Consider the following 15,619-nt stretch of genomic DNA (forward strand, 5'->3'; position numbering starts at 1 on the left):
GGACAATGATTTCCCCACCCCGTTGCTACCCAAACTGGTATCAATTACATCCAATAATGGATGTCGGGAAAAAAATCAGCAAGCTGAGGAACCCCATGACTTATTCTTATTCTGAGAAGAAACGTATCCGTAAGGACTTCGGCAAGCGTCCGGAAGTTCTGGATGTGCCATACCTGTTGTCGATTCAGATTGAATCATTCAGCAAATTTATTGAGCCAGATCCGGAGGGAGGTTACGGCCTTGAAGCCGCATTCCGCTCTGTATTCCCAATTAAAAGCTACTCGGGTAGCGCGGAACTGCAGTACGTAAGCTACCGTATTGGGGAGCCCGTATTTGATGTCAAAGAATGTCAGATCCGCGGTATCACTTACTCAGCGCCATTACGCGTTAAGCTGCGTATGGTCATTTATGACAAAGAAGCCGCACCAGGTACGATTAAAGACATTCGTGAGCAAGAAGTTTACATGGGTGAAATCCCGCTAATGACTGAGAATGGTACTTTTGTCATTAACGGTACTGAACGTGTTATCGTTTCTCAGCTACACCGTAGTCCAGGTGTATTCTTTGATCATGATAGAGGTAAAACCCACTCCTCAGGCAAGGTACTATATAACGCTCGTGTTATTCCTTACCGTGGCTCTTGGTTAGACTTTGAATTTGATGCTAAAGATAATTTATTTGTCCGTATTGACCGTCGCCGTAAATTACCGGCTACGATTTTATTACGTGCATTAGAGTTAAGTACTGAAGAAATCTTAGAAACTTTCTTTGAAAGCACTAAGTTTGAAATTAAAGATGGCAAGCTGCTAATGGCAGTTATTGCAAATCGTCTGCGCGGTGAAACTGCAGCATTCGATATTAAAGATAATGACGGCGAAATAATCGTAGAACAAGGCCGTCGAATCACCGCCCGCCACGTGCGTCAGCTAGAAAAAACTGGCATGACCATGATGGAAGTACCGCATGAGTACGTTGTTGGCCGTGTTCTATCTAAAAATTATGCTGACCGTTCAACCGGAGAGATTATTGCCGAGGCGAACGCAGAGCTCACATTGGAGCTGTTGGCAAAACTAGCAACTGCTGGTTATGATAGTTTTGAAACCCTCTATATAAATGACTTAGATCATGGTCCTTATGTCTCTGAGACAATTCGTATTGATCCAAGTAGCAATAAAATGGAAGCTTTAGTTGAAATCTATCGCATGATGCGTCCTGGTGAACCACCAACGCGCGATGCAGCTGAAACTTTATTCCATAATCTGTTTTTCTCAGACGACCGCTATGATTTATCAACAGTGGGCCGGATGAAATTCAATCGTCGTGTTAATTTTGAAGATAACATTGGTGCAGGTGTCTTAAATAAAGAAGATATCCTGGCTGTAATGAAAGTGCTAATTGATATTCGTAACGGCCATGGTGAAGTGGATGATATTGACCACTTAGGTAACCGTCGTATCCGTTCAGTGGGTGAAATGGCAGAAAACCAATTCCGTGTTGGTTTAGTTCGAGTAGAGCGTGCGGTTAAAGAGCGCCTTTCATTAGGTGATCTAGATGCTGTTATGCCACAAGACTTAATTAACGCTAAGCCAATTTCAGCTGCAGTTAAAGAGTTCTTTGGTTCAAGCCAGTTATCACAGTTTATGGACCAAAATAACCCATTATCAGAAGTGACGCACAAACGCCGTATTTCAGCACTTGGCCCAGGTGGTTTAACTCGTGAGCGTGCAGGCTTTGAAGTACGTGACGTTCACGCAACTCACTATGGCCGTGTTTGTCCTATCGAAACACCGGAAGGTCCAAACATTGGTTTAATTAACTCCTTATCAATGTTTGCTCAAACCAACGAATATGGTTTTTTAGAAACACCATATCGCCGTGTTGAAAATGGTGTTGTTACAGATGATGTAGATTATTTGTCTGCAATTGAAGAAGGCAACTTCGTTATCGCTCAGGCAAACGCTGAAATGACCGACGAAAACCGTTTGTCAGAAGAGTTAGTGCCGTGTCGTTATAAAAACGAAACTACATTAATGCCAGCAGATAAAGTACAGTATATGGATGTTGCTCCTCAGCAAATCGTATCTGTAGCAGCGGCTTTAATTCCATTCTTAGAGCATGATGATGCTAACCGTGCCTTAATGGGTGCGAACATGCAACGTCAAGCTGTACCTACTTTACGTGCCGATAAGCCGTTGGTTGGTACTGGTATTGAACGCGTTGTTGCTAAAGACTCTGGTGTAACAGTGGTAGCAAAACGTGGTGGCGTAGTCGACTATGTTGATGCCAGCCGTATTGTTATTAAAGTTAACGAAGACGAGACCCTTCCAGGTGAAGCGGGTATCGATATCTATCGTTTAACTAAATACACGCGTTCTAACCAGAACACCTGTATTAACCAGCGCCCATGCGTAAATCACGGCGAGCCGATTGAGCGCGGTGACGTGCTAGCTGACGGTCCTTCAACAGACTTAGGTGAATTAGCACTAGGCCAGAACTTACGTGTTGCCTTTATGCCGTGGAATGGTTACAACTTCGAAGACTCGATTTTATTATCAGAGCGTTTAGTAGAGCAAGATCGTTTAACCACTATTCATATTCAAGAATTAAGCTGTATCTCTCGTGATACTAAACTTGGTGCTGAAGAAATTACTGCAGATATTCCAAACGTAGGTGAATCGGCTTTATCTAAATTAGATGAAGCGGGTATTGTTTATATTGGTGCTGAAGTAAAAGGTGGCGATATTCTGGTTGGTAAGGTTACACCTAAAGGTGAAAGCCAGTTAACACCAGAAGAAAAATTACTACGCGCTATCTTTGGTGAAAAAGCGTCAGACGTTAAAGATTCTTCTTTGCGGGTACCAAACTCTGTATCAGGTACTATTATCGATGTTCAGGTATTTACACGCGATGGTCTTGAGAAAGATAAGCGTGCACTTGAAATTGAAGATATGGAAGTTAGGCAAGCTAAGAAAGATCTTAATGAAGAATTCCGTATTCTTGAAGCCGGCATCTATAACCGAGCCCGCAACTTACTTGAGCAAGCTGGTTTAGATCGTGCCATGCTTAACACCTTAAAAGGTGACAAGTTATTTAATCAAAGCTTAAGCGATGAAGATAAACAAAGCGAGCTAGAGCAATTAGCTGCTCAATTTGAAGAAACGCGGATTGAATACGATAAGAAGTTTGAAGCTAAGCGACGTAAAATTACCCAAGGTGATGATTTAGCACCAGGCGTATTAAAAATCGTTAAAGTATATTTAGCCGTAAAACGCAGTATCCAGCCAGGTGATAAAATGGCCGGCCGTCACGGTAACAAGGGTGTAATCTCTACTATAGTTCCAGTTGAAGATATGCCATATGACGAGCACGGTAAACCTGTTGAAATCGTACTGAACCCGCTAGGGGTTCCATCGCGAATGAATATCGGTCAGATCTTAGAAACACACTTAGGCTTAGCTGCTCGTGGTATAGGTGACAAAATCGATGCCATGATCAAAGAGTACAAAGAAGTGGCTGAGATTCGTGAGTTTTTAACCAAAGTTTATGCTTTAGGTGATTCACGGCAAAGCGTAGATATTGCAAGTTTCAGTGATGATGAAGTTCGTCGTTTAGCCCAAAACTTACGTGCTGGCTTACCGGTTGCAACACCGGTATTTGATGGCGCTACAGAAGCGGAAATTAAACAACTGTTAGAGCTTGGCGATTTACCATCTAGTGGTCAAATCACCTTGTACGATGGCCGTACTGGTAATAGTTTTGAGCGTAAAGTAACCGTAGGTTATATGTATATGCTGAAACTGAACCACTTAGTAGACGACAAAATGCATGCCCGTTCTACCGGCTCATACAGCTTAGTAACGCAGCAGCCTCTGGGTGGTAAAGCTCAGTTTGGTGGTCAGCGTTTCGGTGAGATGGAAGTGTGGGCACTGGAAGCATATGGTGCTGCGTATACGCTGCAAGAAATGCTGACAGTGAAGTCAGACGACGTCAATGGCCGTACTAAGATGTATAAGAACATCGTAGATGGTGACCACAGAATGGAACCTGGTATGCCAGAATCTTTCAACGTATTAATGAAAGAAATCCGTTCGCTCGGTATTAACATCGAATTGGAAGAGGAATAAACCGACCTTGAGTTGGGGGGCAGAACTCTGCCCCATTCCGGTTTACCTCTTACAGGAGAGCTAAGGTGAAAGACTTATTAAAGTTTCTGAAACAACAAACTAAAACCGAAGAGTTTGACGTAATTCGCATCGGTTTATCTTCACCAGATATGATCCGTTCATGGTCATTTGGTGAAGTGAAAAAACCAGAAACAATTAACTACCGCACTTTTAAGCCAGAGCGTGACGGTTTATTCTGTGCTCGTATCTTTGGCCCAGTTAAAGACTATGAATGTTTATGCGGTAAGTATAAGCGTTTAAAGCATCGTGGCGTTATTTGTGAAAAATGTGGCGTTGAAGTTACATTAACTAAAGTACGCCGTGAGCGCATGGGGCATATAGATCTTGCCAGCCCAACGGCCCATATCTGGTTTTTAAAATCATTACCAAGCCGGATAGGTTTATTACTTGATATGACATTACGTGATATCGAGCGGGTACTTTATTTTGAAAGCTATGTTGTGACAGAGCCTGGTATGACTTCTTTAGAGCGTCGGCAGATGCTAACTGAAGAAGAATATCTTGATGTTCTAGAAGAGCATGGCGACGAGTTTGAAGCTAAGATGGGTGCTGAAGCAGTACTCGACATCTTACAAGGCTTAGACTTACCGCTTGAAATTAAACAAATGCGTGAAGAGTTGCCCACTATTAACTCTGAAACCAAGCGGAAGAAAATCAGTAAGCGTTTAAAGCTAATGGAAGCTTTCCATAGTTCTGGTAACAAGCCAGAATGGATGATTATGACAGTACTTCCGGTGTTACCACCAGATTTACGGCCATTAGTGCCATTAGATGGTGGTCGTTTTGCTACCTCTGATTTAAACGATTTATATCGCCGTGTTATTAACCGTAATAACCGTTTAAAGCGCTTATTAGACTTATCTGCGCCGGATATTATTGTTCGTAACGAAAAGCGCATGCTGCAAGAAGCGGTTGATGCCTTACTAGATAATGGTCGTCGTGGTCGTGCTATTACTGGCTCTAACAAGCGCCCGTTAAAATCTTTGGCCGATATGATCAAAGGTAAGCAAGGTCGTTTCCGTCAGAACTTACTTGGTAAACGTGTAGACTACTCTGGCCGTTCGGTTATCGTTGTTGGCCCAACCTTACGTTTACACCAATGCGGCTTACCGAAAAAGATGGCTTTAGAGTTATTTAAACCTTTTATCTATGGCAAGTTAGAAATGCGTGGTTTAGCGACCACCATTAAAGCCGCCAAGAAAATGGTTGAGCGCGAAGAAGCGGCAGTATGGGACGTGTTAGACGAAGTTATTCGTGAGCACCCGGTATTATTAAACCGTGCACCAACCCTGCACCGTTTAGGTATTCAAGCATTTGAACCAGTACTGATCGAAGGTAAGGCTATTCAGTTACACCCATTAGTGTGTGCGGCTTATAACGCCGACTTCGATGGTGACCAAATGGCGGTTCACGTGCCATTGACTATTGAAGCACAGCTTGAAGCGCGTGCCTTAATGATGTCAACTAACAACGTATTATCACCCGCTAACGGTGAGCCAATCATAGTTCCTTCACAAGACGTTGTATTAGGCTTGTACTATATGACGCGTGAAGCAGTTAATGCTAAAGGCGAAGGCATGTTGTTTAAAAGCGCTAAGGAAGCAGAAAAAGCCTTCCGCGCTGATGTAGCAAGCTTACATGCTAAAGTTAAAGTACGTATTACAGAGGTAGTATTTGCTGAAGATGGTAGCCGCACAGAAACGACTGCAGTACGCGATACTACAGTTGGTCGGGCTATTTTATATTCAATCTTGCCTGAAGGTTTAGACTTTAACAGTGTTAACCATGCAATGGGTAAAAAGCAAATCTCTAAACTGTTAAACGGCGCTTATCGTCGTATCGGTTTAAAGCAAACTGTTATTCTTGCTGACCAAATTATGTATACCGGTTTCCATTACGCTATGTTATCTGGCGTATCGGTTGGTATTAATGATTTAGTTATTCCAGAATCAAAAACGACTATTATCAATGCAGCAGAAGATGAAGTCGCTGAAATTCAAGATCAGTTCCAGCAAGGTCTAGTAACAGCCGGTGAAAAGTACAATAAAGTTATTGATATTTGGTCAACCGCTAACGAGACATTGTCAAAATCGATGATGGAAAACTTGTCAGTTGAAGATGTAGTTGATCGCGATGGTAATACCGTTAAGCAGCAATCATTTAACTCGGTTTATATGATGGCTGACTCAGGTGCACGGGGTTCGCCAGCCCAGATCCGTCAGTTAGCGGCAATGCGCGGCTTGATGGCTAAACCAGATGGTTCAATCATCGAAACACCAATTACTGCAAACTTCCGTGAAGGATTAAGTGTATTACAATACTTTATCTCTACCCATGGTGCTCGTAAAGGTTTGGCCGATACGGCATTAAAAACGGCAAACTCAGGTTACTTAACGCGTCGTTTAGTAGACGTTGCCCAAGACTTAGTAGTAACAGAATTTGACTGTGGATCTGAGCACGGCATAGTAATGAAACCACTAATCGAAGGTGGTGATGTAGTTGAAGGTTTACGTGAGCGGGTACTAGGCCGTGTGGTTATAGGTGACGTGGTTATTCCATCAACAGAAGAAGTGTTAATTGAAGACGGCACTATGCTAGATGAAGCCTTATGTGATGCGTTAGAGAAGCATTCTATTGATGAAGTGCATGTGCGGTCAGTAATCACCTGTCAAACTGACTTTGGTGTTTGTGCCAAATGTTATGGCCGTGATTTAGCCCGTGGTCACTTAATTAATGCTGGTGAAGCTGTAGGTGTTATTGCTGCTCAATCAATAGGTGAGCCCGGTACCCAGTTAACGATGCGTACCTTCCATATCGGTGGTGCGGCATCACGAGCATCAGCAGAAAACAGTGTACAGGTCAAAAATGCCGGTACCTTAAAGCTGCAAAATGCTAAATATGTACGTAATCCTGATAATAAAATTGTTATTACATCTCGTTCAGCTGAAGTAACAGTATTTGATGAGTTAGGTCGTGAGAAAGAGCGCTATAAACTCCCATATGGTTCAGTTTTAGCAACTGATGACAATGCTAAAATCACTTCAGGGCAAATAGTTGCTAGTTGGGATCCGCACTCGCATCCAATTATTCTAGAACGTGGTGCTCACGTTACCCATAGCGATGTTGATGATAGTAATACTGAAGTTCAACAAGATGATTTAACCGGATTAACCCGTACTGTAGTAAAAGATTTGGCTAAAGCTAACGCTAAAGAACCAAAGCTTATTTTGACTATGGACGATGGTGCGCTACAAGAAATTCGTCTTCCAAGCTTTGCTACTATTGAAGTTGGTGATGGGGTTGCAGTGCAAGCCGGTGAAGTATTAGCGCGTATTCCGCAAGAAAGTTCGAAAACACGGGATATTACCGGTGGTCTACCACGGGTTGCTGACTTATTTGAAGCGCGTAAGCCAAAAGATCCAGCTATACTAGCTGAAATCTCAGGTACTATTAGCTTTGGTAAAGAAACTAAAGGTAAGCGTCGCTTGTTAATCACACCTGATCAAGGTGATGTATACGAAGAAATGATCCATAAGTGGCGTCAAGTAAACGTATTTGAAGGTGAGCGCATTGAAAAAGGCGAGGTGATCTCTGAAGGTCCTGAGTCAGCTCACGATATTCTACGTTTACGTGGCATCCATCATGTTGCCAGTTACATTGTTAACGAAGTACAAGATGTATATCGTTTGCAAGGTGTAAAAATCAACGATAAGCATATTGAAACGATTATTCGTCAAATGTTGCGTAAGTGTCTGATTATTCACCCAGGAGATAGTGAATTCTTAGAAGGCGAACAAGCAGAAGTGGCGCGAGTCAATATTGCTAATCGTGAATTAGAAGCTGCAGGGAAAATACCGGCTAAGTACGAACGTGCTTTATTGGGTATCACCAAAGCTTCATTGTCGACAGACTCTTTTATCTCGGCAGCATCGTTCCAAGAAACTACGCGAGTTCTAACTGAAGCCGCTGTTGGCGGTAAGAAAGATGAACTACGTGGCTTAAAAGAAAACGTTATTGTAGGTAGGTTGATTCCAGCGGGTACCGGTTTTTCGTTCCATCAAAACCGTGCCCGTGAACGTCAGCGTATTGCCAATGGCGAAAACGTTGAGCCAGCAATGAGTGCAGAAGTAGCGGAGCAGGCTTTGTCTGATGCGCTAAATATGGACTTATCTGGTAAAGACGAGTAACACAAGTAAAGAGGCTAATTGTTGCTTAAATTAGCAGCAATTAGCTTTCGAGCTTGACAGGTCAAAGCTTGACCATTAGAATTCCGCGACCTCATTTTTGAGGGCGGAATTTTCACGTTTATTGGGTATTATTAACCAGGAGTATTTAATGGCAACAATCAACCAGCTAGTGCGTAAGCCGCGCAGCCAGAAGGTAGCCAAGAGCGCCGTGCCTGCGCTAGAAGCTTGCCCGCAGAAGCGTGGTGTTTGTACCCGTGTATACACCACTACACCTAAGAAGCCAAACTCTGCAATGCGTAAAGTTTGTCGTGTTCGTTTAACTAACGGATTCGAAGTTTCTTCTTATATCGGTGGTGAAGGCCATAACTTGCAAGAGCACAGCGTTGTGCTTATTCGCGGTGGCCGGGTAAAAGACCTTCCAGGTGTGCGCTACCACACCGTACGCGGCACATTAGACTGTGCAGGCGTAAAAGATCGTAAGCAAGGCCGTTCTAAATACGGCGCAAAACGGCCTAAGAAATAACGGTACTCCGTTAGTAAGGCCAAACTAAACGACTTTTTTTCTTTAATGTATTAAAAGTTTTGGAATCACCTGAAGCAATCGGAGTTACGAATGCCAAGAAGACGCGTCATCGGACAACGTAAAATCCTTCCTGATCCTAAGTTCGGAAGTGAATTACTTGCCAAATTTGTAAACGTCGTTATGGTCGACGGTAAAAAATCTACAGCAGAATCAATAGTATATGGCGCATTAGAACACGCTGTAGCCAAGTCTAAAAAAGAACATTTAGACATTTTTGAAGTTGCACTGGATAACATTCGCCCTACGGTAGAAGTTAAATCTCGCCGTGTGGGTGGTTCTACTTACCAAGTACCGGTTGAAGTACGTCCAGTACGTCGCAACGCACTAGCAATGCGCTGGTTAGTTGAAGCAGCTCGTAAACGTGGTGAGAAATCAATGGCACAGCGTTTAGCTGGTGAGATGCTTGATGCACTTGATAACAAAGGTTCTGCGGTTAAAAAGCGTGAAGACGTGCACCGTATGGCTGAGGCGAATAAAGCATTCGCACATTTCCGCTGGTAAGCACATCTTAACAAGAGGATATTATTGTGGCACGTACAACCCCAATAGAACGCTATCGTAACATTGGCATCTGTGCGCACGTAGATGCGGGCAAAACCACCACGAGCGAGCGTATTATTTTTTATACTGGGCGCTCACATAAGATCGGTGAAGTACATGATGGTGCAGCGACAATGGACTGGATGGAGCAGGAGCAGGAACGTGGTATTACTATCACATCAGCTGCTACTACTACCTTTTGGTCTGGTATGTCTAAGCAGTTTGATATGCACCGCGTTAACCTTATTGATACCCCAGGTCACGTTGACTTTACAGTAGAAGTAGAGCGTTCTTTACGCGTTCTCGATGCTGCTGTAGTGGTACTTTGTGGTTCATCAGGTGTTCAACCGCAAACTGAAACTGTTTGGCGTCAAGCTAACAAGTATGAAGTTCCGCGCATGATCTATGTAAACAAGATGGACCGTACTGGTGCTAATTTTTTACGTGTTGTTAAGCAAGCTAGAACTCGTTTAAATAGCACTATAGTACCAATCCAATTGCCAATTGGCGCTGAAGATCATTTTGAAGGTGTAGTAGACCTAATTAAAATGAAAGCGATCAACTGGAATATGGAAGATCATGGTATGACATTCACTTATGAAGAGATCCCAGCAGATATGCTGGAGGAATGTAATGAGTGGCGTCAAAATATGATCGAAGCGGCTGCAGAAGCTAGCGAAGATATGATGGAACGTTACCTTGAAGGCGATACGTTCAGCGAAGAAGAAATTCGTAAAGCGCTGCGTGATTTAACTTTACGTAACGAAGTAGTATTAGTGCAATGTGGTTCATCTTTCAAAAACAAAGGTGTTCAGGCCATGTTGGATAACGTAATTTATTACTTGCCATCACCTAGTGAAGTTAAACCTATTATGGGTATTAATGAAGATGAAACGCCAGGTGAGCGTCATTCTTCAGATGATGAACCTTTTGCAGCTTTAGCATTTAAAATTGCTACGGATCCATTTGTAGGTACCTTAACTTTCTTCCGTGTATATTCAGGCATTATCCGCTCAGGCGATACTGTTTATAACCCGGTAAAAATGAAAAAAGAGCGTATTGGCCGTATCGTACAGATGCATGCTAATAGCCGTGAAGAAATCAAAGAAGTTTTAGCTGGTGACATTGCAGCTGGTATCGGTTTTAAAGATGTTACAACTGGTGACACTTTATGTGATCTAAATAACATTATTACTTTAGAGCGCATGGAATTCCCAGAGCCAGTAATTTCTGTTGCAGTTGAACCAAAAACAAAAGCTGACCAAGAAAAAATGGGTATAGCACTAGGTAAACTAGCTGCAGAAGATCCATCTTTCCGTGTTCACACTGATGAAGAAACGGGGCAAACCATCATCTCTGGTATGGGTGAATTACACCTTGATATCTTAGTTGACCGTATGAAACGTGAATTTAAAGTAGATGCTAACGTGGGTAAACCACAAGTTTCTTATCGCGAAACTTTACGTCAAACTACTGAAGTTGAAGGTAAGTTTGTTCGTCAATCAGGTGGACGTGGTCAGTTTGGTCATTGTTGGTTAAAACTAGAACCGCAAGAAGAAGGTGCTGGTTATACGTTTGTTAACGCAGTTGTTGGTGGTGTTATTCCAAAAGAATATATTCCAGCAGTTGATAAAGGTGTCCAAGAACAAATGAAAAATGGTGTTCTTGCAGGCTACCCAGTTATCGACGTTAAAGTAACAGTATTTGACGGTTCATACCATGATGTTGACTCGAACGAAATGGCGTTTAAAATTGCAGGTTCAATGGGCTTTAAGAAAGGTGCGCTACAAGCAAAACCTGTTATTCTTGAGCCAATAATGAAAGTTGAAGTTGTAACGCCTGAAGAGTTTATGGGTGATATCGTAGGTGACTTAAACCGTCGTCGCGGTATGATCAATGGTATGGAAGATGCCCCAGGTGGCATCAAAATCGTTGATGCAAACGTGCCTTTATCAGAAATGTTTGGTTATGCGACTCATATGCGCTCATTGAGCCAAGGTCGTGCTTCATATTCAATGGAACCATTGAATTACCAAGAAGCGCCTAGTAACGTTACTGAAACAATAATTGCAGCGCGTAAAGCTGATTAACTTAGTTTGGCCTGCTTAGGCAGGCCGCATATAAATAGAGAAGGGTTTACTCATGGCTAAGGCTAAATTTGAACGTATTAAACCGCACGTTAACGTGGGCACCATCGGTCACGTTGACCACGGTAAAACTACTTTAACTGCAGCAATCACCAACGTATTAGCAAAAACATACGGCGGTCAAGCGTTTGCATTCGACATGATCGATAAAGCGCCAGAAGAAAAAGCACGTGGTATCACTATCAACACCTCACACGTTGAATATGATACACCTACACGTCACTACGCTCACGTAGACTGCCCAGGCCACGCCGACTATGTTAAAAACATGATCACAGGTGCTGCGCAAATGGACGGTGCTATCTTAGTAGTAGCGTCAACAGACGGCCCAATGCCACAAACACGTGAGCACATCTTGTTATCACGTCAGGTTGGTGTTCCTTACATCATCGTATTCATGAACAAATGTGACATGGTAGATGACGAAGAATTATTAGAATTAGTAGAAATGGAAGTACGTGAATTACTTTCAGACTACGATTTCCCAGGTGATGACTTACCAGTAATCCGTGGTTCAGCGTTAAAAGCGTTGGAAGGCGTAGCTGAGTGGGAAGCTAAGATTGTAGAATTAGGTGAAGCGTTAGATACGTATATCCCTGATCCAGTTCGTGCAATTGATAAGCCATTCATCATGCCAATTGAAGACGTATTCTCAATTGCTGGTCGTGGTACAGTAGTAACTGGCCGTGTAGAGCAAGGTATCATCAAAGTAGGCGAGACAGTAGAAATCGTTGGTATCAAAGATACAGTAGCGACGACTTGTACTGGTGTAGAGATGTTCCGTAAGTTGTTAGACGAAGGTCGTGCAGGTGAGAACATTGGTGCCTTATTACGTGGTACTAAGCGTGAAGACGTAGAGCGTGGCCAAGTATTAGCGAAGCCAGGTTCAATCAAGCCACACACTAAGTTTGAAGGTGAAGTGTACGTATTATCAAAAGAAGAAGGTGGTCGTCATACTCCATTCTTCAAAGGTTACCGTCCACAATTCTACTTCCGTACGACAGACGTAACGGGTTCAGTAGAATTACCAGAAGGCGTAGAAATGGTAATGCCAGGCGACAACTTGAAGTTTGTTGTTGAATTAATTTGCCCAATCGCGATGACAGAAGGTTTACGCTTCGCTATCCGTGAAGGTGGCCGCACAGTAGGTGCTGGTGTAGTATCAAAAATCGTTGCTTAATAGTTAACGTATTTTAGATATCTAAAAGGCCCCAAACGGGGCCTTTTTTATTGACTTAAGAAAACCAACTAAGCATTAAGTGTTAAAGTTAGTTTTTAATTAATTCAAACGCTTGTTTGAATTTTCAAGCTATGCCATGATTAATGAAACTATGTTGCACAGAGAATCATTATGAGCCAATACCAAGCCCCAGTTAACGATATTTACTTCAACTTATTCGATGTTTGGCAGTTAAATGATTATTGGCAGCAGCAAAGCCAATTAAAAGAGCAATTAGATTCTGATACAGCAAAAGCGATTATAGAAGAAGCCGCTAAAATTTGTGAGCAACAGCTAGCGCCTTTTTCAATGCAAGCTGATCAACAAGGGGCAACATTAAAGGACAATAATGTAACGCTGCCAGCACATTATAAAGCCGCTTATCAAAGCTTATGTGAGGGGGGCTGGACCGGCTTGAGTGGTGATGTCGAATATGGTGGTATGGGCATGCCGAAAGCTTTATCTATGATGGTAGATGAAATGTTATGTAGTGCGGATATAGCTTTTTCACTTTATCCAGGTTTAACAGCCGGTGCTTGTGTAGCTTTACTACAGCATGCAAATCAAGACATTAAAACAACATACTTACCAAAATTATATAGCGGCGAGTGGTCGGCTACTATGTGCCTGACTGAAGCTCATGCTGGTACAGATTTAGGTATTATGCGGACAAAGGCTACACCAAAAGATGATGGCAGCTATCAAATTAATGGTAGTAAAATATTTATCACTGCGGGTGAACATGATCTAACTAGTAATATTGTCCATCTTGTACTAGCTAAATTACCAGATGCACCAGCAGGAAGTCGCGGCATATCTTTATTTTTGGTACCAAAGTATTTACCGAATAATAAAGCACAACGCAATGGTATTACAGTTGGCTCAATAGAACATAAGATGGGGATTAATGGTTCTGCTACTTGTGTTTTGAATTTTGATAATGCCCAAGGCTATTTGATTGGTAAACCACACCAAGGTTTGGCTTGTATGTTTACCATGATGAATTATGAGCGCTTATCAATGGGTAGCCAAGGTTTAGGTGCTGCAGAGCGTGCTTATCAAAATGCACTTTCTTATGCAAAAGATAGATTACAAGGCCGTGCAACAGAAAGAGATCCTAGCAAAGCAGAGCCTATTATTGTCCATGCCGATGTACGCCGTATGCTATTAGATATTAAGGCAATGAATGAAGGCGGCAGAACTTTTGCTACTTGGGTTGCATCTTTATTAGACAAAGCAAAATATGATGATTGTCAACAATCTGCAGCAATTGCAAACTTACTAACCCCTGTTACAAAAGCTTTTATGACAGACCAAGGTTTTGCTGCCTGCGTTACTGCACAACAAGTGTTTGGTGGTCATGGTTATATTAAAGAGTGGGGTATGGAGCAGCTAGTACGTGATGCCCGAATTGCACAAATTTATGAAGGAACTAATGGCATACAGGCATTAGACTTTATGCAAAGAAAAGTAGTTGCTGATCAAGGCAAGGTACTGTCATCTTTATTGACAACTATAAAAGATGAATTAACCAATGCACTATTCACACCAAGTACAGTTTTAATCCCTTACATTATCCAGGTTGAGCAGTTATTAAGTGCAATACTTAAACAAGACACTGAAAGTCAAAACGCCAATGCCTATGATTTTCTTAATTTAGTCTCTTATGTACTATACGGTTACATGTGGTATAAAAGTTGTGTAGCTTTAGACGACAGTAAGCATAGTGCAGATTTTATCGAGGCAAAAATTAAAACAGCAAATTACTTTTATCTGCGTATATTGCCAAAAGTTGCCGGATATATTGCCGTGTTACAGCAAGAGCCATCAGTAATGATAAAAATTAAAAATCAGCAATTTTAATTATAAAGGACAGTTATGCGATTTTTGCTTGGATGCTTGTTAGCCTTATTGTTTACATCAGCAGTTGATGCTGCAGATGCTTTAGAGAAAAGGCTTAAGTCAGAAGATTGGGATTCCTATAAACCCTTTAGTATATTACCTCATCATAATAATTACTTATTACCATTTTCTTATGTTAATGGCATCAGAAATAATATTACCCAAGACGGTGTAACAGCTCCTGCGGATAATATAGAAGCAAAATTTCAATTAAGTTTAAAAACACCAATCTGGAGCAGAATTTATGATGGCAAAGGATATTTGTTCTTTGCTTTTACTCAACAAGCCTATTGGCAAGCCTATAATGATGAAGTATCGTCACCTTTTAGGGAAACCAACTATGAACCTGAATTAATTTTAACTTTGCCTCACTACGCTAATGTTGATGAAGCTGCCAGTAGAATAATAAGTTTAAGTTTATCTCACCAGTCTAATGGCCGTTCTGGGCTGGAGTCTCGAAGTTGGAACCGACTAAAATTAAGTTGGGTCACATCAATTGGTAATGTATTTGTCAATTTTGAACCTTGGTATCGATTTAACGAGCGTAGAAAAACCTCTATTAATGATCCCAAAGGTGACGATAACCCTGACATACGCGAATATATGGGTTGGTTTGAATTATCAGCTGCCTATAAACAAGGTGAAACCACTTGGCGGATGATGGTTAGACACAACTTGCGAGATGAGCAGCGTGGCGCGATAAGATTATCTTATTCAATACCTTTTAATGAACACTTACGATTTTACGTCGAAGCATTTAATGGTTATGGCGAAAGCATGATTGACTATGATAGATCAGTGACACGTTTAGGAATTGGTTTTGAGTTAAACGATATTTTATAGTCTAATTTATAAAC

8 protein-coding genes are annotated in these 15,619 nt (G+C 41.9%); all 8 read left to right on the top strand.

Features of this window, described 5'->3' with window-relative positions:
• The first annotated feature begins 95 nt into the window (after nt 1-95).
• The 8 genes from rpoB (at nt 96) to RDV63_RS02665 (ending at nt 15,605) form a co-directional block, all read left to right on the top strand.
• Nucleotides 96-4,124, top strand: a complete 4,029-nt coding sequence (gene rpoB, locus RDV63_RS02630) for a DNA-directed RNA polymerase subunit beta (protein WP_313907961.1) — start codon at nt 96-98, stop codon at nt 4,122-4,124.
• Between the two features lie 65 nt (nt 4,125-4,189).
• Nucleotides 4,190-8,371 carry a DNA-directed RNA polymerase subunit beta' gene (gene rpoC, locus RDV63_RS02635; protein ID WP_313907962.1) on the top strand — a complete coding sequence of 1,394 codons (4,182 nt, stop codon included), beginning with the start codon at nt 4,190-4,192 and terminating at the stop codon, nt 8,369-8,371.
• A gap of 148 nt (nt 8,372-8,519) precedes the next feature.
• The gene (gene rpsL, locus RDV63_RS02640) at nt 8,520-8,894 is read left to right on the top strand and encodes a 30S ribosomal protein S12 (protein ID WP_313907963.1); all 375 of its coding nucleotides are present in this window, start codon (nt 8,520-8,522) and stop codon (nt 8,892-8,894) included.
• A gap of 90 nt (nt 8,895-8,984) precedes the next feature.
• Nucleotides 8,985-9,455, top strand: a complete 471-nt coding sequence (gene rpsG / locus RDV63_RS02645; protein ID WP_313907964.1) for a 30S ribosomal protein S7 — start codon at nt 8,985-8,987, stop codon at nt 9,453-9,455.
• Between the two features lie 26 nt (nt 9,456-9,481).
• The gene (gene fusA / locus RDV63_RS02650) at nt 9,482-11,584 is read left to right on the top strand and encodes an elongation factor G (RefSeq protein ID WP_313907965.1); all 2,103 of its coding nucleotides are present in this window, start codon (nt 9,482-9,484) and stop codon (nt 11,582-11,584) included.
• A 52-nt stretch (nt 11,585-11,636) separates the two neighbouring features.
• Nucleotides 11,637-12,821 carry an elongation factor Tu gene (tuf, locus tag RDV63_RS02655; protein WP_313907954.1) on the top strand — a complete coding sequence of 395 codons (1,185 nt, stop codon included), beginning with the start codon at nt 11,637-11,639 and terminating at the stop codon, nt 12,819-12,821.
• Nucleotides 12,822-12,992: 171 nt separating this feature from the next.
• Complete coding sequence (locus tag RDV63_RS02660; RefSeq protein ID WP_313907966.1) at nt 12,993-14,723, top strand: acyl-CoA dehydrogenase family protein; 1,731 nt, start codon at nt 12,993-12,995, stop codon at nt 14,721-14,723.
• 15 nt (nt 14,724-14,738) lie between these two features.
• On the top strand, nt 14,739-15,605 hold the full coding sequence (locus tag RDV63_RS02665) for a phospholipase A (RefSeq protein WP_313907967.1): 867 nt from the start codon (nt 14,739-14,741) through the stop codon (nt 15,603-15,605).
• Nucleotides 15,606-15,619 lie beyond the last annotated feature (14 nt).

This window comes from Rheinheimera sp. MMS21-TC3 (assembly GCF_032229285.1).
GTDB lineage: Bacteria > Pseudomonadota > Gammaproteobacteria > Enterobacterales > Alteromonadaceae > Alishewanella.